This window comes from Telluria sp. LT1R51-2, from assembly GCF_059685775.1.
On record NZ_JCASIM010000001.1, the window covers coordinates 3,173,290 to 3,192,502 of the forward strand.

Annotated in this window: 18 protein-coding genes; 14 read left to right on the forward strand and 4 right to left on the reverse strand. The window is 65.1% G+C overall.

Annotated features, from left to right (window positions below):
- Nucleotides 1-15 precede the first annotated feature (15 nt).
- Both AC56LH_RS14010 and greB read right to left on the reverse strand, forming a co-directional pair.
- Nucleotides 16-618: a biliverdin-producing heme oxygenase gene (locus tag AC56LH_RS14010; RefSeq protein ID WP_499646962.1), complete on the reverse strand. Its 603-nt coding sequence runs from the start codon at nucleotides 616-618 to the stop codon at nucleotides 16-18.
- Nucleotides 619-646: 28 nt separating this feature from the next.
- Nucleotides 647-1,213, reverse strand: coding sequence for a transcription elongation factor GreB (gene greB / locus AC56LH_RS14015; protein ID WP_499646964.1), 567 nt, complete (start codon nucleotides 1,211-1,213; stop codon nucleotides 647-649).
- Between the two features lie 47 nt (nucleotides 1,214-1,260).
- On the opposite strand from greB, the gene AC56LH_RS14020 reads away from it, so the two are divergent.
- From AC56LH_RS14020 to AC56LH_RS14075, 12 genes are all read left to right on the forward strand, one after another.
- Complete coding sequence (locus tag AC56LH_RS14020; RefSeq protein ID WP_499646966.1) at nucleotides 1,261-1,953, forward strand: sensor histidine kinase; 693 nt, start codon at nucleotides 1,261-1,263, stop codon at nucleotides 1,951-1,953.
- Nucleotides 1,946-2,593, forward strand: coding sequence for a response regulator (locus tag AC56LH_RS14025; protein ID WP_499646968.1), 648 nt, complete (start codon nucleotides 1,946-1,948; stop codon nucleotides 2,591-2,593). Before AC56LH_RS14020 ends, AC56LH_RS14025 begins: the two co-directional genes overlap by 8 nt.
- Before the next feature lie 101 nt (nucleotides 2,594-2,694).
- Nucleotides 2,695-4,305 carry a GGDEF domain-containing protein gene (locus AC56LH_RS14030; RefSeq protein WP_499646970.1) on the forward strand — a complete coding sequence of 537 codons (1,611 nt, stop codon included), beginning with the start codon at nucleotides 2,695-2,697 and terminating at the stop codon, nucleotides 4,303-4,305.
- 192 nt (nucleotides 4,306-4,497) lie between these two features.
- Nucleotides 4,498-5,958 (forward strand): flagellin N-terminal helical domain-containing protein, encoded by a 1,461-nt coding sequence (locus tag AC56LH_RS14035; RefSeq protein ID WP_499646972.1) that lies wholly within the window; start codon nucleotides 4,498-4,500, stop codon nucleotides 5,956-5,958.
- Between the two features lie 85 nt (nucleotides 5,959-6,043).
- Entirely contained in the window at nucleotides 6,044-6,388 is a 345-nt protein-coding gene (locus tag AC56LH_RS14040; protein WP_258835290.1) for a flagellar protein FlaG, read from the forward strand.
- 180 nt (nucleotides 6,389-6,568) lie between these two features.
- Nucleotides 6,569-9,193, forward strand: a complete 2,625-nt coding sequence (fliD, locus tag AC56LH_RS14045; RefSeq protein WP_499646975.1) for a flagellar filament capping protein FliD — start codon at nucleotides 6,569-6,571, stop codon at nucleotides 9,191-9,193.
- Nucleotides 9,194-9,219: 26 nt separating this feature from the next.
- Nucleotides 9,220-9,672, forward strand: coding sequence for a flagellar export chaperone FliS (gene fliS / locus AC56LH_RS14050; protein ID WP_499646977.1), 453 nt, complete (start codon nucleotides 9,220-9,222; stop codon nucleotides 9,670-9,672).
- A gap of 8 nt (nucleotides 9,673-9,680) precedes the next feature.
- A complete protein-coding gene (locus AC56LH_RS14055; protein WP_499646979.1) occupies nucleotides 9,681-10,016 on the forward strand; it encodes a flagellar protein FliT in 336 nt (111 codons plus the stop codon).
- Nucleotides 10,017-10,038: 22 nt separating this feature from the next.
- Nucleotides 10,039-11,187, forward strand: a complete 1,149-nt coding sequence (gene fliK, locus AC56LH_RS14060; RefSeq protein ID WP_499646981.1) for a flagellar hook-length control protein FliK — start codon at nucleotides 10,039-10,041, stop codon at nucleotides 11,185-11,187.
- Nucleotides 11,180-11,524, forward strand: coding sequence for an EscU/YscU/HrcU family type III secretion system export apparatus switch protein (locus AC56LH_RS14065; protein WP_499646983.1), 345 nt, complete (start codon nucleotides 11,180-11,182; stop codon nucleotides 11,522-11,524). Before fliK ends, AC56LH_RS14065 begins: the two co-directional genes overlap by 8 nt.
- Nucleotides 11,525-11,533: 9 nt before the next feature.
- Nucleotides 11,534-12,286: a flagellar brake protein gene (locus tag AC56LH_RS14070; protein WP_499646985.1), complete on the forward strand. Its 753-nt coding sequence runs from the start codon at nucleotides 11,534-11,536 to the stop codon at nucleotides 12,284-12,286.
- Nucleotides 12,287-12,355: 69 nt separating this feature from the next.
- Nucleotides 12,356-13,849, forward strand: coding sequence for an HD domain-containing phosphohydrolase (locus AC56LH_RS14075; protein ID WP_499646987.1), 1,494 nt, complete (start codon nucleotides 12,356-12,358; stop codon nucleotides 13,847-13,849).
- Here AC56LH_RS14075 and AC56LH_RS14080 read toward each other — a convergent pair.
- Nucleotides 13,846-14,430, reverse strand: a complete 585-nt coding sequence (locus AC56LH_RS14080; protein ID WP_499646989.1) for a PEP-CTERM sorting domain-containing protein — start codon at nucleotides 14,428-14,430, stop codon at nucleotides 13,846-13,848. The two genes, AC56LH_RS14075 and AC56LH_RS14080, sit on opposite strands and share 4 nt — an antisense overlap.
- A gap of 35 nt (nucleotides 14,431-14,465) precedes the next feature.
- A complete protein-coding gene (locus AC56LH_RS14085) occupies nucleotides 14,466-16,709 on the reverse strand; it encodes a phosphocholine-specific phospholipase C (protein ID WP_499646991.1) in 2,244 nt (747 codons plus the stop codon).
- A gap of 298 nt (nucleotides 16,710-17,007) precedes the next feature.
- On the opposite strand from AC56LH_RS14085, the gene AC56LH_RS14090 reads away from it, so the two are divergent.
- Together AC56LH_RS14090 and AC56LH_RS14095 are read left to right on the forward strand one after the other, a co-directional pair.
- Entirely contained in the window at nucleotides 17,008-18,837 is a 1,830-nt protein-coding gene (locus AC56LH_RS14090) for an ATP-binding protein (RefSeq protein ID WP_499646993.1), read from the forward strand.
- Nucleotides 18,834-19,211, forward strand: a complete 378-nt coding sequence (locus AC56LH_RS14095; protein ID WP_499646995.1) for a response regulator — start codon at nucleotides 18,834-18,836, stop codon at nucleotides 19,209-19,211. Before AC56LH_RS14090 ends, AC56LH_RS14095 begins: the two co-directional genes overlap by 4 nt.
- Nucleotides 19,212-19,213 lie beyond the last annotated feature (2 nt).

A 19,213-nucleotide genomic window follows, 5' to 3' on the forward strand; every position in this document is an offset into this window, starting at 1 on the left:
GAAAACCCGTCCACGCTACTTTTTATCCAGACTCAGCTTCAAAATACTCTCGAACGCCGCGCAGGCGCCCGCGCAGGCATCGGCAATCTCGTCCGGTGACCTTACATGCTCCTTCAACGCCAGCATGAATGCGCGCCAGCGCGGGCCTGGCCCGGTGTCGCTGCCCTTCAGATAGCGCAGCGGATGCGGCGCTAGTGAACCCGCCAGCTTCCCGTACAGCACCTTGCCGCCAAGTTGCGAGCCTTCGATCACATAGCACACGCCCCACCGATACGCAGCGCTGGCATCGCGTGGCCACGCATGGGCCGGTGCCGGTGCGCGCAGCGGCGGCATGCCCGGTTCGTTCAGGTCCGCCCCGATCAGCGCCAGGCGTTCGACCGACGGCAAGACCAGCTGCGGCCCATCCGCAAACGATGCCAGCCAAGACTGCAAAGGCGTGAGCCAGTCGCGCACCATCGTCAGGTGCGCCGCATAATCGTGCAAGTCAGGTGCAGGACCGGACAACGGCAGGCCGCTGTCGAGCCGTTCGTGTTGGTCGTTGGTTGCGGCGCGCAATGCCGCCAGGGGATCTGTGTGCTCGGGTGCCGGACTGTGCGCCGCTTCGTGAGGTCGGTTCATGCGCACATAGTAGCACCGGGCTGCACGGTCAGTCGGTGACGGGCTCGGGATAGTCGACCGAGATGATCTCGAGCTCGTCCATGCCCAGCGGCGTCTGCAGCTGCGCCACGTCGCCTTCGCGGCACTTGGTCAATGCACGCGCGACGGGCGAGACCCAGCTGATCTTGCCGTGCAGCGGATCGAGCTCGTCGATGCCGACGATGGTGATGGTGTGCTCTTCGCCAGCACCATTGACATAACGGACCGTGGCGCCGAAGAACACCTGGTCGCTGCCATGCTGGATGCTCGGGTCGACGACGAACGCCGAATCCATGCGCTTGGTGAGAAAGCGGATGCGACGGTCGATCTCGCGCAGGCGGCGTTTGCCGTAGATATAGTCGCCATTCTCGGAGCGGTCGCCATTGGACGCGGCCCAGTGCACGATGCGCACGACTTCGGGCCGGTCGACGTCGATCAGCTGCAGCAGCTCATCCTTGATGCGCTGGTAGCCGGCCGGGGTGATGTAGTTCTTGGCGCCGTCAGGAATCGCCTGCGCCAGCATCAGGGCTTCATCATCGTCGTCGTTGTCGGACTCTTTTACAAATGCCTTGTTCATGGATGCATTGTAGCGAGACTTGCGCGCCCTTGTCGTATCATTCGACCATGCACCAGCCCACCCTGCTCCAGCACGCCCTTGACGACGCCGCCCGACAGGATGAGCGCAGCCGGATCGCGCGCGAACTGCACGATGACCTGGGCGGCAACCTCATCGCCATCAAGATGGCGCTGGCGCGGCTGGCGGCGCGCGTGCCGGCCGATCAGCCCGGTCTGGCCGGTCAAACCGGGTACATCGACGAGCTCGTCGATCGCACGATCGACACTGTGCATCGCATCTCGTTCGGCCTGCGCGCCGCCGCGCTCGACCTGGGGCTGGCGGCCGCGCTCACTTGGCAGGCACGCGAATTTACCCGCCAGACCGGCATCGCCGTGATCACGCACTGCCCCGATGCGCTGGCGCACGAGCCGGCGCCGGACCACGCCAGCGCCCTCTTCCACATCGCCCAGGAAGCGCTGACCAATATTGCCAGGCATGCAGGCGCAACGCAGGTCACGCTGACGCTGCACCTGGCCGATCGCCACCTGACCCTGTCCATCTGCGACAACGGCCGCGGCATCGACCCGGCCGTGCGCACCAGGCCGGATGCATTCGGCCTGCGCGGCATGCACGAACGCGCCGGCGCGCTGGGCGGCGTGCTGTCCTTGTCGCCGGCGCCCGGAGGTGGCACGATGTTGACCGTCAAGACCAGACTGGCGCCGCCCATGGCCCCGGCACAGAACAAGAAGCAGAATGAGTGAAAAAGTAACCATCCGGGTATGCATCGCCGATGACCACGCCATCGTGCGCGAAGGACTCAAGCAGATCCTCGCCGACGAGCGCGACATCGTTGTTGCCGGCGAGGCCGAGGACGGCCACGATGCCGTCCGCCTGGCCGGCAAGACGCGCTGCCACGTGATGTTGCTCGATATTTCGCTGCCCGACCGCAATGGCATCGACGTGCTCAAGCAGATCAAGAAGGACAAACCCGAGCTGTCGGTGCTGATGCTGTCGATGCACCGCGAAGACCAGTACGCGATCCGGGCGCTCAAGGCCGGCGCGGCCGGCTACATTACCAAGCAAAGCGCGCCGCGCGAGCTGGTCACGGCCATCCGGCTGGTGGCAGGCGGACAAAAGTATGTCAGCGCCGCACTCGCGCAAGCCCTGGCCAGCGCGATCGGCGACGATCATGAAAGCGCCGCCCACGAGGGGTTGTCCGACCGCGAATATCAGACCCTGACGATGATCGCGTCAGGCATGACCGTGACGCAGATCGCGGGCGAACTGTCGCTGTCAGTCAAGACGATCAGCGAATACCGCGCCCGCTTGTTAGTAAAGATGAAACTTCGGAGCAGTGCCGAGCTGACCACGTATGCGATCCGCAACGGCCTGGTCGACTGACACCCCATTGCATGCCTCGGCGCTGAATAATTGTTGATGCGAGGCAAATAAACTGCCTATCATGTCGTCAATCCCGCAAACCCGGCACCGCGCTGCAATCCATGTCCACTCCGTCCACACCCGTTCCCGCTGTACCTGGCGCCGGCGCCGCTGCCACTTCTGCTGCAGGCGCGGCGGCAAACCCTGCCGACATCGCACGCGAGGCATTCCGTCGCCTGGCCACGCGCCGTATCGCGCCGACGCCGGACGCCTACCGCGCCATCTATGACGAGATCGCCGGCACGCCACCACCGCCACCCGCACCCGCGCCGGATGCAGGGGCCATCGAAGTACTGAACGGGTTCGCGCGCCGCATGCTCGATACGCCGGGCGAGCTGGCCGAGTACGGCCGGCGCATGACGCGCGCCGTCAAGACGGGTGACTGGAGCAGCTACACCCAGGCACTGGGCCAGTTGACCGAGCGGCATCTGCGGCGCAACACCCCGGTGATGGCGATGGGCGACGAAGAGCCAGAGACGCGCCTGCTGCGCGACATGCTGGCGCGCACGCTGTCGTTTGCCTGCGCCTCGCTGCTGAGCGACAACCCGGAACAGGTGCAGGAAGCCGAAGCGCTGGGCGCCCTGGTCAAGACGGCCGTTGGCGAGAGCGAATTGCACGATATCGAAGCGCGCCTGAAGCAGCTGTGCTTCCAGATCGAGCTGCGCAAGGACGACAGCGCGGGTCAGCAGGAACTGCTGCTGCGGCTGTTCCGCCTGCTGCTCGACAATATCGAAGGCTTGCTCGAGGACGACAACTATATGCGCGGCCAGGTGGTCGCGGTGCAGGAACTGATCGCCGGCCCCGTGGACACGCGCGCGCTGGAAGACGCCACGCGCAGCCTGAAGGACGTGATCATCAAGCAAAGTCATCTGAAACATGGCATCGCCGACGTGCGCGCGACGATGAAGAACATGATGATGACGTTTGTCGACCGCTTGGGCTCTGTGGCCGCCGCGACCGGCGACTACCATGCCAAGCTGGGCGACTTTTCCGAGCGTATCGGCGGCGCCACCGACATCAGCGAACTCGATACCGTCCTGAACGACGTGCTGCGCGAGACGCGCCTGGCGCAGGATGAAGCACTGGCCTCGCGCGACCGCATGGTGGGCGCGCACCGCGAAGTGCAGGAAGCCGAGCAGCGCATCCGCGAACTGGAAGCCGAGCTGCAGCATATGAGCGAGCTGGTGCGCGAAGACCAGCTGACCGGCAGCCTGAACCGCCGCGGCCTGGATGACGTGTTCGAGCGCGAAAGCGCGCGCGCCGACCGCCGCAACACGCCGCTGTGCGTGGCGCTGCTGGACCTCGACAATTTCAAGCGTCTGAACGACACCTACGGCCACATGGCGGGCGACGCCGCGCTCAAGCACCTGGTCAAGGTCGTGCGCGAGACGCTGCGCTCGATGGATGTGATCGCGCGCTTCGGCGGCGAGGAATTCTTGATCCTGCTGCCCGAGACGAACGTCGACGCGGCAGCGGCGGCCATGGTGCGGGTGCAGCGCGAGCTGACCCGGCACTTCTTCTTGCACGATAACGAAAAGATGCTGATCACCTTCTCGTGCGGCGTGGCGCTACGGGTGCAGAACGAGGAACAGGCATCGCTGATGGCGCGGGCAGATAAAGCGATGTACCAGGCCAAGAGCAGCGGCAAGAACCGGGTAGTCGTGGCGGAATGACAAGTTCTGAAGGGGTGTTTTTCCAGACAGGTAAAAAAAACGATTTATTTTGCGTCCGGCCCTAAACTTTTTCCACAGGGCACCGTTACCAGCAACAACAGCGGTTTGAACGTCACTGAATAACGCGACGGACCAAAGTGAACAGCAGCACGGTCGCTGCACCCCTAGTAAGACCTAGTCTGGAGAAACACCATGGCATCAGTAATCAACACCAACGTCGCATCCCTGAACTCGCAGCGTAACCTGGCGACCTCGCAGTCGCAGCTGAATACCTCGATCCAACGCCTGTCGTCGGGTATGCGCATCAACAGCGCCAAGGATGACGCCGCTGGTCTGGCGATTTCGGACCGCATGAATTCGCAAATCAAGGGTATGACGCAAGCTACCCGTAACGCCAACGATGGCGTGTCGATGGCGCAAACCGCTGAAGGCGCTCTGTCGAGCTCGGGCGATATCCTGCAACGTGTCCGCGAACTGGCTGTCCAGTCGTCGAACTCGTCGAACTCGGCCAGCGACCGCAAAGCACTGCAGACTGAAGTCACCCAGCTGACCTCGGAACTGAACCGTATCGCCAACACCACCGAATTCAACGGCCAGAAGCTGCTCGACGGTTCGTCCGGCACCTCGAACTTCCAGGTTGGTGCCAATGCTGGCCAGCTGATTTCGATGACCGGCGCAAACTTCAACACCTCGACCTACGGCAACAACCAGGTCGCTGGCGATGCAGTCCAGGCCGCTGCGACCACCGGTGCTGCAGCTGGTTCCGTCACGGTGTCGGGTTACCTCGGTGGCAGCGGTGCCATCAGCACGACGGCTACCGATACCGCAAAAACCATCGCATCGAAGATCAACAACAAGTCGGGCGAGACCGGTGTAACGGCAACTGCCCGTACCGATGCGCTGCTGAAAAGCACCTCGACCGACGGCGCATTCGCCATCGACGTGAAATCGGACAACGACACGGCAGTACGCGTATCGTTCTCGGTCTCGGGTACCGGTAGCAAGGCCGATGACTACGCTGCAGGTATCAGCGCAATCAATGCCCAGACGGCAAAGACTGGCGTCACCGCTCAGTACGATGCTGAAAACGGCGGTATCAAGCTGACCAACTCGTCTGGCGCAAACATCCAGATCGATAACAAGAATGCCACCGGCGGCGCCGCCCTGAGCCTGGGGACCTACAAGGCCGATGGCGATGCAAACGCAACGCCAGTCGCTCTGGCTGCCGCTGGCACCGCTGTCGCCAATGGCCGCGTGACCATGGACTCGGAAAAGAGCTTCTCCGTGGCCGAAGACACCGATACCGGCTTCGCCCTGGCTGCTTCGTCGAGCCTGAAATCGGTGGCCAACATCGATATCGGTTCCTTTGATGGCGCCCAGGCTGCCATCAAGGTGGCTGACGCTGCCCTGGCAGCAGTCAACGGCCAGCGCGCTGAATACGGCGCACTGCAGTCGCGCTTCGAATCGGCGATTTCCAACCTGTCGTCGACCACCGAGAACCTGTCTGCATCGCGCAGCCGCATCGTCGACACCGACTTTGCTTCTGAGACCGCAAAGCTGACCCGTGGTCAGATCCTGCAACAGGCTGGTACGTCGATGCTGGCCCAGGCCAACTCGCTGCCGAACGGTGTCCTGTCGCTCCTGCGTGGCTAATCGCTAACGCGAAGTAACAGTACCACTCGGTAAGCGGTTCCCCGGCTGAAGAAATTTGGCTGGGGAATTTTCGTTAGGATACGCCATGCAAATTCCATCCATTGCGTCGTCGCCCCCCGCCAAACTGGACGAACGTCCAGCGCTCGCGAGCGGGCCGGCTGCCCCGGCACCACGGGCAGCGCCGGAGAAAGCCGAAGCCAGGCCAGACCGGGACGAGGTGTCGTCCGCCGTGAAGAAACTCAACGAAGCGCTGCCGCAATCGGCGCAGAGCCTCGAGTTTGAAATCGACGAAGAGAGCAAGGACCTCGTGGTCAAGATCATCGACCGGGATACGAAGGAAGTCGTCCGCCAGATGCCGACCAAGGAGGCACTGGAAATGGCCAAATCGATCGACAAGATGGTGGGGCGCCTGCTGAATCAAAGCGCCTGACACGATCCGCCGCTCACCCGAAGCGCCGCCCCCCACCGGGTGCGGCGCTTTTTACATGGCGCTTCGACATCGTTCGTGACAATCCCGGCCAAAATAAAAAGAGAGCCGCCTTTACCGCTCTTAAGTACCGTTTGTTTCTGCCGATAATGACTTACATTATTGCTTTCACCGGAGAAACATGTGGCCAACCTCGACATCGATGGCATAGTAGCGAAGCTGATGCAGGCTGAATCCAGGCCGCTCGACAACTACGCCAAGAAGACGGCGGCGCTGCAGCAGAAGAACAACGCCCTGAGCCAGGTCAGCGCCGCCGTGGGCGCGTTCCAGGGCGCCCTGACATCCCTGAACCAGTCGAACACCTTCCAGGGTCTCAGTGCGACGCCGTCCAACAGGGATGTCTTCACCGGCACTGCCGGCGCTGGCGCCGTTCCGGGCAAGTACAAGGTCAATGTCATCCAACTGGCCCAGTCGCAGAGCCTTAAAACGACTGGTATGGCCAGCAGCACCGCCACGATCGGCTCCGGTTCGCCAACCAATCTGACGTTCCAGTTTGGCACCATTACCGGTGGCACTTTTGGCGCGACCGGCAACGCATTGGGCCTGGCAGCAGCTGCTGGCGGCATTCCCAACGGTTCACTGAGTCTGAATGGCGTGGCGATCAGCACCACGCCGACGACCCGCAGCGCCCGTGCACTGGCCGAAGCGATCAATGCCCAGAGCGAGAAAACGGGTGTCGTCGCCACCGCGGGCAGTACCGAAACTGCGGCTGACCTGTTCGCCGGCTTTGGCCAGGTGAGCGTCGACAGCGGTTCGAGCTACGCGCTGTCCGTTGGTGGCGTGCAACTGGCGAGCCTGAACACCGGCAGCGCGCCATTGACCGGTGCCGCGCTCGACACGTCCCTGGCCAGCGCCGGCACACGCAATGCGCTGGCCGCGGCCAACATCAGCGTCAGCGGCAGCGCCGCCGACGGCACGCTGCAATTCAAGTCCGCAGACGGCAATACCATCGACGTGACCGAAACGGTCACCGGTACCGTGCGTGGCGGCCTCAAGCACGATGACACCACCGTCAACACCGGCGCCACGACGACCGCCACGGCCGCCGTCACCTTGCGCTCGAACGACGGCAACCAGATCCTGGTCGGTGGCAACAACCCGGCCTCGGCCGGCTTCGCCGCAGGCAGTGTCGGCTCGCACCAGGGGTCGGGGTTTTCCCTCAACGGCGCGCTCAACAGCAAGACCATCACGCTGGAAGCAGGCGACCAGACACTGCAAGGCATTCGCGACGCCATCAACAAGGCGGACATGGGCGTGACCGCCACCATCGTGTCCGACGGCAGCAGCAATCCGTTCCACCTGGTGATGACGTCCACCAAAACTGGTGAAGCAACGTCAATGAAGATCGGCGTCTCGGGCGAAGACGGCTCGGCAGCCGACCCGGCTCTGGCCGCCCTGCTCGGCTACGACCCGGCCGGTGTGCAAGGCATGACCCAGACCGCCGGTGCCCAGAGCACGCTGCTGAACATGAACGGCATCGAGATCAAGAGCGACAGCACCAGCGTGAAGGATGCGATCCAGGGTGTGACGCTTGACGTCAGTGCGGTCGGCAGCAGCACATTGACAGTGACGAAGGACACGGCGGCGATCAGCACGGCGGTGAACGACTTCGTCAAGGCATTCAACACGCTCAACTCCACGATGAGCGGCATGACCAAATACAACGCCGAGACGAAAAAAGGCGGTGTCTTGCAGGGCGACGCGAGCGTGCGCGCAATCCAGAGCCAGATGCGCCGGCAGATCAGCGCAGTCATGGAAGGCACCGGTGGCAAATTGAACTCGCTGAGCCAGGTCGGCATCTCGTTTCAGCAGGACGGTAGCCTGAAACTGGATTCGGGCAAGCTGAACAAGGCAATTACCGACAATACTGCCGACTTCGGCGGGTTATTCGCGGCCATGGGCTCGACCACCGACGGCCTGGTCAAGTTCGACAAGTCGACCGCGGCAACCAAGGCCGGCACGTATGGCGTCAACATCACCAGCCTGGCTTCGCAGGGAACGCTGGCGAGCAGCGCCGCACTGGGCACGACGACGACGATCGCAGCGAACACGGTGTGGCGCGTCACACTGAACCAGACCGATCCGGTTACCGAAAGCAAGTCGCAGGAGATCAAGCTGCCCGCCGGCACGTACAGCAAGGACGACCTGGCCGCGCTTCTGCGCTCGTCGATCAATGGCAACGCGACGTTTGCCGGCGCTGGCGATGCGACCGAAGCAAAGGTCGGCGAGGACGGCATCCTGACGCTGTCCTCGAGCAAATACGGTTCGACGTCGAACATTGCGATTACCGGCATCAGCGGCAGCGCGGTCGAATCGATCTTTGGCGGCGCCGCACCAGTCAAGGGCGCCGACGTCATCGGTACGATCGGCGGCGTGGCCGCCACCGGGAACGGCCAGTCGCTCACTGCAGCGCCAGGATCGAACGCCGAAGGCATCCAGGTCTCGATCACGGGTGGCATCCTGGGCGATCGCGGCGCGGTCACCTTCTCGCAGGGTTTCGCGTTCCAGCTCAATAACCTGGCGACCGGTTTCGTCGGCAAGGACAGTCTGCTCAAGAGCAAGACCGACGGCCTGAACGTGTCGATCAAGACCATCGCCGACCAGGCCTCACGCTTTGAAACACGCCTGGACAGCATCGAAAAACGTTACCGCGCCCAGTTCGTCGCACTCGATGCGACGCTGTCGTCGATGCAGTCGACGTCGGATTACCTTACCCAGCAGTTGGCGTCCCTGGCGGCCAACCGATAAATTTCAGCATCACCGGAGAATCTCATATGTTTGGAACCCCGAAACGCGGCGTCGGCGCCTATGCAACGGTTGGCCTGGAAACCGGCGTTGCTGCCGCGTCGCCACAGAAGCTGGTCGTGATGCTGTACGACGGCGTGATCGTCGCCCTGCTCAGCGCGATCAACCACATCAAGTCGTCGAACGTGGCAGCCAAGGGCGCCTCGATCTCGAAGGCCATCACGATCATCGACAACGGCCTGCGCGCCTCGCTCGACAAGAAAGCGGGCGGCGAGATCGCACAGAATCTCGATGCGTTGTACGATTACATGAGCCGCCGCCTGCTGCAGGCCAATATCAAGAACGATATCGCGATCATCGAAGAAATCCACGGCCTGATGTCCGACCTGCGCGAAGCCTGGGTCCAGATCGGCGAAAAGAGCGATGCACCCGAGCAGGCCGTGCCGGCCATCCAGCGTGCCCCTACCCTGATGAGCGCATAAGGTTGACGATGACGATGACGATGAACGGGCAAGAAGTGGTGTCGGTCTACGAAACGATGGTCGGCATCACCGAGCGCATGCTCGCCGCGGCCACTGCCAGCGAATGGGATCGCCTGGCCGAACTCGAGCAGGAATGCGCTGCCCACGCGCGCCGCCTCAAGGCCAGCGAAGGCGTCGGGCCGCTGGCCGGCCAGGAGCGTGTACGCAAGGTCGATGCGATCCGCCGCATGCTGGACGCCGACCGCCGCATCCGCGACCTGACCAGCCCATGGATGGCGCACCTGTCGTCGCTGATCAACAGCAAGTCGACCGAACGCCGCGTCGCGCGCGCCTACGGCATCTGATGCGCCCGGCGGGGGTTGACTGATGCTGCCCCGCGACCTTGTTGGCGGCGTCACGCGCGTCACGCCGGCCCAGGCCGCCGAGCAGGCGGTCGATCCGCGCCAGCAAGCCTTTGCGCGGGCCGTCGCGCCGCTGCTGGGCAAGGCGATCCACGGCGAAATCCAGGCCAAACTGACTGACGGCACCTTCATCGTCAAGTTCGCCGATACCCAGGCGCGCATGCAACTGCCCCCCGGCGCGCTGGTCGGCGCCGACGTGCCGCTCACGCTGATCGGCCTGCATCCCCGCCCCACCTTCCAGGTCGGCACCCAGACCACCGCCACGGGCTTTGCCGAAGCCGGCCCCGCACCGCAATCCGAGACGGACGCCCCGGGCGCGCCGCTGGGCTATCGCGAAGGCGCCGCCCTCGGGCGCGCCGGCGCCCTGCTGGCATCGGGCGGGGGGCTGGGTACGCAGGCGTTCGCCGGCGGCACCGAAGCAAAAAACACCACGCTCAGCCCCACTGGCCAGGCCCTGGCCGGCGTGCTGGCGGCCGCCCAGAAAGCCGAAACAGTGCTCACCGCCGTCACCGGCAGTGCGCCGGTGGTGGCCACGCCGGACGCCGATCCGGCGGCGCTGGCCGCCGGCCTGAAACAGGCGTTCGGCAAGAGTGGTCTGTTCTACGAATCGCATGTGGCCGAATGGGCGCAGGGATCGCGCGCGCTGGCCGAACTGGCGGGCGAACCGCAGCAGCAGGCCGCGCAGGCCGGCGCGCGCCCGAACCTGCAGGACCCCGCTACCGCGCAGTTCATCAGCCTGCAACTGGCGGCGCAGGAACAATCGCAACTGGCGTGGAAAGGCCAGCTCTGGCCCGGCCAGCCGATGGAATGGGACGTCAAGCGCGAAGCCCACGGTGGTGGCGGCGACGATGACGGGGCGATCTGGAACAGCCGCCTGCGCCTGCGCTTTCCCGAGCTGGGCGAACTGGATGTGCAACTGCGGATGGTGGGCGGCGCCTTGCAGATCGGACTCGCAACCGGCGACGACGCCACTGCCGCCCTGCTGCGCCAGCACGCGCCGAACCTGGCCGGCGCACTCGAATCGGTGGGCACGCCGCTGGCGGGGTTCGACGCCCGCGCGCGGGCCGCGGCGACGCCGACGAACGATGATGATGGTGATGGTGATCATGAATAAGCTGGCCAACGGGCGCATGAAGAGCGCGGTGGCGATGGCCTACAGCGCTGGCGAAAAAGCGCCGACGGTCGTGGCCAAGGGCTCCGGCATGGTCGCCGAACAGATCATCCAGCGCGCCCAGGATGCGGGCGTGTTCGTGCACGAATCGAAGGAACTCGTGTCGCTGCTCATGCAGGTCGATCTGGACCGCGAAATTCCGCCAACGCTGTATCGAGCAATTGCGGAACTGTTGGCATGGCTATATCATATTGAGTCGGCTAAAAAGAACGGTGAGTCAATCCCCACCGCACCTGATCCGACGCCCCACCTCCCCCCGGAACAAGCGTCAAGGACATAAAGCCTAGCAATGGATGAAGCAGAACTGGAAGACTGGCACGACTACGAAGTCGCATCGCGCCGCGAGATCGTCTCGCTGCTGCGCCAGATCGGCGAACACAACCAGCTGATCCGCCTGCTGATCAGGGGTGAGGCCGACGTCTGCGTGACCTCGATCCTGGCCGTGGACGAAGACAGCAACACGCTCGTGCTCGATCGCTCGATCGATCCGGCCCAGAACCAGCGCATGACGGGCGCAGCGCGCGCGAAATGCGAAACCACGCTCGACAAGATCCGCATCCTGTTCGGCGCTGCCAACCTGGCCCCGACAGTCTGGCGCGGCGAGCCGGCACTGCGGGCCGACATTCCCTCCACCCTGATCCGCCTGCAGCGGCGCGAGTACTACCGCATGGCCACGCCGGTCAGTAATCCGGTGCGCGCACTGATTCCGGTGCCGATGGATGGTGGCACCGGCGGCATGAGCGTGTTCGCGCTGCATGACATCAGCGTCGGCGGCATTGCCCTTCTCGACAGCAAGCTGCTGCTCGATACCACCGTCGGGCGCGTGATCGCCAACTGCCGCATCGAACTGCCCGAGATCGGCCCGATCGCCACCTCGCTCGAGATCCGCAACTCGCTCGAGCTCACCCTGCTGAACCACAAGACCACGCGCCGCATCGGCTGCCAGTTCGTCGACATCTCGCGCGGCGCGCTGGCCGGGGTGCAGCGCTACATCACCAAGCTCGAACGCGAGCGCAACGCGAAGCTGGCCGGGCTGGCCTGACTTTTCAGATACCCGCACGGTCGGCTCCGCCCCGCCGCTAAAGATACGGCTGGCTATACGATCGGCTTCATGCACACGACCACCCAGGCACCACGGCCTTTACTCTCGCCCGCCAGCGCCGGCCTGCACGGCCACGATACGGTGACGCTGGCGCAGGCCATGGGCCTGCTCGCGATCGTGGGCGACCTGGCCATGGGCCAGCCCATCGATGCGTCCGCGCGCGCCGCATGTCTGGCCGCACACATCGCACTGGCTGCCGGCGGCGACGCCACTGCTGCTGCGCACGCGCACATGGTGGCCCGCTTGCGCTGGTCCGGCAGCACCGCCACGGCCACCGGCTTTGCCACGCTGCTGGGCGACGACATCGATGGCCGCCACGCGATGCTGACCCGTACACTCAGCGCGCAGCAGGCCGCGCGCCTCGACCAAATCAGGCATCACCTCACACCACTGGCTGCCATCCACTGCGAGGTCGCGGGCGACATCGCCGCCATGCTGGGCCTGCCGGCTCCGGTCGAACACGGCCTGCGCCATCTGTTCGAACGCCACGATGGCCGCGGCCTGCCCCATGGCCTGGAAGACAATGGGGTGCCGGCAGTCGTGCAGTACGTGGCGCTGGCCGGCGACATCGAGATCCTCACGCGCGCACATGGATTCAGCGCGGCGCTGGCGATGGTCACGCGCCTGGGTGGCGTCAGGTATCCGGCAGCGCTGGTCGCGCAGGTGACGCCGCACGCGCAGGCGTGGCTCGACGCACCGGGCGCGCTGGAGGAGCCGGCGCTGCTCAGCGAATTCCTGCCGCTGTCGGTGCCGCTGACACTGGTGGCCGACAGCGTCGAACTGAAGCTGCCCTGGCTGGCGGGCCATGCGCGCCGCGTGGCGCGGCTGGTACAGATTGCTGCGCAAGGGATCGGTCTGGCGGACGCCGACCAGCGCAGCCTGGCGCGCGCGGCGCTGCTGCACGGGATCGGGCGCGCGGCCGTGTCGAACACCGTCTGGGAACGCCGGAGCAAACCGGGTAGCGCCGACTGGGAGGCCATCCGCCGCGCGCCCTACTGGACGGCCCGCATCGGCAACCGGATCGACGGCATCGAGGCCGACGCACAGCTGGCATCGCAGGTGCATGAACGGCTCGATGGCAGCGGCTACTTTCGCAGTCTCGATGCCGCCACGCTCGGCATGCCGCAACGCCTGCTGGCGGCAGCGACGGTCTACGCCGCCCTGCGCTCGCCGCGGCCATGGCGCGCCGCGCACGAACCGGCGTCGACGCTGGCGCTGCTCGAAGCGCAGGTGACGGGCGGACGGCTTGACCGCACTGCGGTGGACGCCGTGCTGGCGGCGGCGACCGCGTCAATCGCACCGCCAGCGGACCAGCCGTTGTCAGCGCGCGAGGTCGACGTCCTGCAGCGCCTCAGCCTGGGCGAGTCAGGCAAGGACGCCGCGCGCGCGATGCGCATCAGTACCGGCGCCGTGCGCACGCATGTCGAGAGCATCCTGGGCAAGCTGGGATGCGCGACCCGCGCCGCCGCGACCTTGCGCGCGCTGACGCTGGGGCTGATTTAAGACTGCGTGCGGCGGAGGCGCAACGCGCCGGCCATGGCCAGGCCCGCCAGCAGCAGCGCCAGCGAGCCTGGTTCCGGCACTTCGTTCACATTGGCAAAGCTGAAGTCGTCCATCGCATACGAACCCTGCGCGCCACTGGAGACGACCACCGTGTCAATGGCGCCATCCCAGCCGGCGTCCAGGTACGCAGCCACGCCGGACAGTTGCAGCGCCGCCGAACTGGCGACCAGCAAACCCTGGAAGTACAGATCGAAGCGCACGCTGCTGTCCTCATAGCCCGAGAACCAGGCACCCTCGAACACGGTGGGCGCCAGGAAGCGGATCGTGCTGGCCACCGGCCCGCCGTCGATCCAGTCGGTGGATACCCGGCCCGTGCCGGAATGGGCGGCAAACGGCTCTTGCTCGCTCGTGAAGACATTCAGGCCGGCGCCCGACCAGTCGAGGCCACCGTAGTTGGCAGGCACGGAAGCATAGCCATCAGCACCGGTGATGTCGTCGAAGTCGAGCACGGTGGCCGAGGCGAAGGGGGCGCACAGCGCGAAGGCGACGGCTGCGGCCGCGTTACGAAGCATGGGATGCATGGAATTCCTGTTGATGGTGATGGAAGCGGACATGGTCAGACCAGGCCCAGCGCCGGATCGCTGACCGTGTGGCGGCCGGTTTCGACGCGCCCGGCAAAGCGGCGCAGGTAGTCGGGCTGGCCCGAGACCGTGGCGCTCAGGTCGTACCAATAACCATTGGCCGCCAGTGGAATGCGCACGAGCAGTTCGGTGCGCGGCGCCAGCGTGTGCAGCTGGCGCAGTTGCGCATAGGCGTTCGCATTCAGGTTGAACGTGCACGGCGCCGCACCGGTATTCATCAGGCGCAGTACCAGTTCGCCGGTGGCAGCATCGCAGCGCACGTGGACGTCCGGACGCGCCTGCCCTGCCGCGACGGCGCGCAGCGCGCTGCCGGTAAAGTGGCGGTGATAGCCGTTCGGACCCAGCACCCACAGATCGTAGGCCCCGCCCACTGCCGGCGTCCAGCTGTCGGCCAGCGATTTGCCTGCCTCGACGGTGTAGCGGCGTGGTACGGCGGCCAGGTTCTTGCGGTCGTAGACGTGGAAGACCGCGCCCTGGCGCCCGCTATTGATGAAGTTCAGCGTGACCTGCACGGCAGCCATCGTGGCGCCGGGCTGCACCTGGCAGGTAGTGGCCAGTTCATAGGGCAGCGCGCGCGATGGCCGCGTGCCCGGGGCCTGGACCGGCATCTGCGGCGACGCCGGCGGCGCGATCTGCGCCAGGCGTTGCTGCGCGGCGCGCAGGGCGTCGGCCTGGCTGCGATTGGTGCGGCCCTGCAGTGTTGGCAGCGCCTCGTCGTTCGGCGTCGCAAAATTGAAGGCGCTGGTCAGATCGCCGCAGACGGCGCGGCGGTACGCGCTGATATTCGGCTCGATGACGCCGAACCGTGTTTCCAGGAAGCGCAGCACCGACGTGTGGTCGAACACCTGCGAATTGACCCAGCCGCCGCGGCTCCACGGCGAAATCACGTACATCGGCACGCGTGGGCCGGGCCCGTAGACGCGCCCGTCCGCCGCCGGTTGGCGGGTGCTGCCGGCAGGCCGGGGGTGCGTGTAGTATTCCGGCCCCAGCGCGCCAGGCGACAGCGTGGTCTTGCCGGCATAGCCGCCCTTGCCGTCCGGCGATGGCGCCGAGGGCGACGGCACGTGGTCGAAGTAGCCATCGTTCTCGTCGAAGTTGACGATCAGGACCGTCTTGCTCCAGACCTCGGGATTGGCCGTCAGCGCGTCCAGCACCTCTTGCAGGAACCAGGCACCCTGCACCGGGCTGGATGGCCCCGGGTGTTCGCAATAGATCGATGGCGCGTTGATCCACGACACCTGCGGCAACTTGCCTTCGCGAATGTCGCGCTTGAAGGCGTCCAGATATTGCTCGGGCTGGGTACCCGGCAAGGTGTTGGCGATGCCCTTGTAGAGCGGATTCTTCGTGTTGTCGGTGGCCGCATCGTAGGCGTGGTACGGCAGCGCCTGGCCCGTGTTGGTGTATGGCTGGCCGGGTGCGCCGCCGCTGGACACCGGATAGCCCGACGCGATATTGGCGCGCCGGAACTGGCGGAACGCGCCCAGCATGTTGTCGCCCCATTCGTCGGGCATGTTCTGGTAGCTGATCCAGCTCACGCCGGCCGCTTCGAGACGCTCGGCATACGTGGTCCAGGTGTAGCCGGTGTTGACGCCACCCGGGAGGCCGTCGATCGCGTCCCACTCGTTGGAGACGAAGGCTGTGCCGGTGGGCCCGGCGCCATTGGTGCCGGTCAGGAAGAACGAACGGTTAGCATCGGTTCCGGTGTGCATCGCGCAGTGGTAGGCGTCGCAGACGGTGAACGCATTGGCCAGCGCAAATGCGAACGGGATCTCGCTTTCCTTGAAGTAGCCCATCGAGATGGGATTCTTGTAGCGCGGCCACTGGTCCATGCGGCCGTTGTCCCAGGCCAGTTGACTATCGACCCAATCGTGCGGCGTGCCATTCACGCGCTGGGCGTTGCCACGGCTGGCGTCCAGGTGGAACGGCATCACGACGTTGCCATTGGCCAGGCGCTGCTGCCAGACACTGCGCCCTTCGGACAAGGGGATCGTGAAGCGGTCACCAAAGCCGCGCACGCCCTTGAGCGTACCGAAATAATGGTCGAAGGCGCGGTTTTCCTGCATCAGGATCACGACGTGCTCGACGTCGCGGATAGTGCCGGTCGCGTTATTGGCGGGGATGGCAAGGGCGCGCTGGATGGCAGGCGGAAAGGCGGCAAACGTGCCGGCGGCGATACCCGCGCGCGCACTATTGCGCAGGAAACTGCGTCGTGAGGTCATAGGATCTATCCAAAGACGTAAGTGTTTTAGTCAGGAAACTTATATTGCAAAGTGTTGTCTTGCCGACATGATGCAAGACGCCGCCAGCGTACGCCCCGATCGTGACGACGCCATGACACATTCCTGAACTGCCGGGAAACCTCGCAGCAACCTGAAAACAACATTCGCCGTTGTCACGGAATTATTTTTTTAAAGAAATGTTGCGCACGATTGGAATTGTATTTGCCTGTTTGCAACCCGACACCTATAGTTTCGATCGTTACAGTTCGTTAGATTCCATTTTCCCAAGTCCAACCGCATGAAACTCAACCGCATCGGCATCATCCTCATCGCCTGTGCGCTGGCTGCCATCACCCTCGTCGTCGCATTGCTCGTGGTCCGGCAGCAGGCCAGCCAGGCGGCGCAGGTGCGCAACAAGGGTGTCGGACTGGTCAAGGCGCTCAGCACGGTTCCGATGTCCCTTCTCGCCGACAGCAGCGGCCGCGGTGGTGTGCTTGCCGCCGTGCTTGCGTCGAACGCTGACAGCGACTTCGCCTATGTGACGATTGGGGATGCGAACGGCCGCACGCTGGCCGAAATCGCGGGCAGCGGCAGCATCACGCCTGCCACGCCACTGCCTGCCGATGCGCGCACCGGCTTCGGCGAACGGACGCTGCCGGCAACGAACGGCGGCGCCCCGCTGCGCGAATTCTATGGTCCGCTGGCCGACGCCAGCGGTGGCCCGGCATTCGTCCGGGTGGGCTTCTACCAGCCCGGCTTTACCGTGCTGGCGCAGGACGTTTCGTTCCTTGCGCTGCTGGCGCTGATGATGTTTCTGGTCGTGCCCGTCATGTACGTCGTCATCAAGCGCGAGATGGCGCCGCTGGCGGCGCTCAGCCAGCAACTGCGCGGCCAGTTGCGCCAGCTTGCGGCGCCCGACAGGCCGGCTCAGCCGGGCGCCGACGACATGCGCGAACTGATCACGAACATGCAGCACTATCTCGACCAGGCCGGCGCCCGCATCGTCCAGCTCGAGGAAGGCTCGCTCAACACCACCGCCGACAACCGCCTGCTGCAATACGGCAGCAAGAAGCTCAATGCGGCGCTGCAGTCGCTGCCGGACGGCCTGTTGATGCTCGATCCGGCCGGCGACGTCACGTTCGCGTCCGGCAAGGTCGAGCCCCTGCTGGGTATCCCGATGGCCCAGATCCTGGGGCAGCCGCTCGATGCCTGGTGCTGCGATCCGGCGCTGCGCACGCTGTTTGGCCGCTACAGCGGCGACCTGCGCGACAACGCCCGCTCGCACAAGATCGATTTCGCGCCGCTGAATGTCGAAGGCCGGCAGCTGAGCGCCACCGCGCAGCCGCTCAGCGGTGGCCACGGCACGATGTCGTTCGGCACGCTGGTCGTGCTGCGCGACGTCACCCGCGAATACCTGGCGCGCCAGGCGGGCAATGACTTCGTGGCCCATGTCTCGCACGAACTCAAGTCGCCGCTCAACGTCATCGGCATGTACGCCGAGATGCTGGCCGACAGCGACGACGAAAGCATGCGGGTCGAATCGCTGAACGTGATCCAGGACGAGATCGAGCGCATGAATGCACTGGTCGGCAACCTGCTCAATGTGAGCAAGCTGGAAACCGGCAGCATGAGCCCCGAACGCAACCGCGTGCGCCTCGACGACATGCTGCGCGACGCATATGAGCAGGCGCTGCCGCGCGCCGAAGGCAAGCAGCTGCGCGTGCTGCTCGACCTGCCGCGCGAACTCGAGGCCGTGGCCATCGACAAGGACCTGTTCCGCATCGCGCTGAACAACCTCCTGACCAATGCCATCAAATACAACCGTCCGGGCGGCAGCGTGACGCTGGCGGCCCGCAATGAGGACAATGAAATCGTGATCAGCGTACGCGACACCGGCATCGGCATCGCGCCGGAAGCCCAGGACCGCATCTTCGAGAAGTTCTACCGCGTCAGCGAAGCGGGCGCCGCCACCCAGCGCGGTGGCCACGGCCTGGGCCTGTACCTGGCCGCCCAGATCGTCGAACTGCACCACGGCCGCCTGGTCGTCGAGAGCGAGCCGGGCGTGGGCAGCACCTTCTCGGTGCACCTGAAGATCGTTTCCGCGCCGGCCGGCGCCGCCGTGTTATGAAGCCGCGCCACCTCCTGCTCGTCGACGACGAGCCCCATGTCCTGCGCGTGCTGCGCCTGTCGCTCGAACGCGAAGGCTATCTCGTCGTCACCGCCAGCGATGGCAACGCGGCGCTGGCCTGCATGGCGCAGCAGTTGCCCGACGTTTTGATCAGCGATATCCAGATGGACGGCATGGACGGGCGCACGCTGTGCCCGCTGGCCCGCGCCACCTATCCGGACCACCCGTTCCTGATCCTGGTCATGACGTCGATGACCGCGCTCGACGAACGGACCTGGGCGCGTGAACTGGCCAATACCGAATTCCTTGAAAAACCCCTGAGTCCGCGCCAGCTGGTGGCGCGGTTGTCCCGCCATTTCGCGGCCCTGGCGTGACG

Excerpts from the sequence above, each read along its gene's own strand:
- AC56LH_RS14010 (WP_499646962.1), bottom strand. The coding sequence starts at position 618 with ATGAACCGACCTCACGAAGCGGCGCACAGTCCGGCACCCGAGCACACA.
- greB (WP_499646964.1), bottom strand. The coding sequence starts at position 1,213 with ATGAACAAGGCATTTGTAAAAGAGTCCGACAACGACGACGATGATGAA.
- AC56LH_RS14020 (WP_499646966.1), top strand. The coding sequence starts at position 1,261 with ATGCACCAGCCCACCCTGCTCCAGCACGCCCTTGACGACGCCGCCCGA.
- AC56LH_RS14025 (WP_499646968.1), top strand. The coding sequence starts at position 1,946 with ATGAGTGAAAAAGTAACCATCCGGGTATGCATCGCCGATGACCACGCC.
- AC56LH_RS14030 (WP_499646970.1), top strand. The coding sequence starts at position 2,695 with ATGTCCACTCCGTCCACACCCGTTCCCGCTGTACCTGGCGCCGGCGCC.
- AC56LH_RS14035 (WP_499646972.1), top strand. The coding sequence starts at position 4,498 with ATGGCATCAGTAATCAACACCAACGTCGCATCCCTGAACTCGCAGCGT.
- AC56LH_RS14040 (WP_258835290.1), top strand. The coding sequence starts at position 6,044 with ATGCAAATTCCATCCATTGCGTCGTCGCCCCCCGCCAAACTGGACGAA.
- fliS (WP_499646977.1), top strand. The coding sequence starts at position 9,220 with ATGTTTGGAACCCCGAAACGCGGCGTCGGCGCCTATGCAACGGTTGGC.
- AC56LH_RS14055 (WP_499646979.1), top strand. The coding sequence starts at position 9,681 with ATGACGATGACGATGAACGGGCAAGAAGTGGTGTCGGTCTACGAAACG.
- fliK (WP_499646981.1), top strand. The coding sequence starts at position 10,039 with ATGCTGCCCCGCGACCTTGTTGGCGGCGTCACGCGCGTCACGCCGGCC.
- AC56LH_RS14065 (WP_499646983.1), top strand. The coding sequence starts at position 11,180 with ATGAATAAGCTGGCCAACGGGCGCATGAAGAGCGCGGTGGCGATGGCC.
- AC56LH_RS14070 (WP_499646985.1), top strand. The coding sequence starts at position 11,534 with ATGGATGAAGCAGAACTGGAAGACTGGCACGACTACGAAGTCGCATCG.
- AC56LH_RS14075 (WP_499646987.1), top strand. The coding sequence starts at position 12,356 with ATGCACACGACCACCCAGGCACCACGGCCTTTACTCTCGCCCGCCAGC.
- AC56LH_RS14080 (WP_499646989.1), bottom strand. The coding sequence starts at position 14,430 with ATGCATCCCATGCTTCGTAACGCGGCCGCAGCCGTCGCCTTCGCGCTG.
- AC56LH_RS14085 (WP_499646991.1), bottom strand. The coding sequence starts at position 16,709 with ATGACCTCACGACGCAGTTTCCTGCGCAATAGTGCGCGCGCGGGTATC.
- AC56LH_RS14090 (WP_499646993.1), top strand. The coding sequence starts at position 17,008 with ATGAAACTCAACCGCATCGGCATCATCCTCATCGCCTGTGCGCTGGCT.
- AC56LH_RS14095 (WP_499646995.1), top strand. The coding sequence starts at position 18,834 with ATGAAGCCGCGCCACCTCCTGCTCGTCGACGACGAGCCCCATGTCCTG.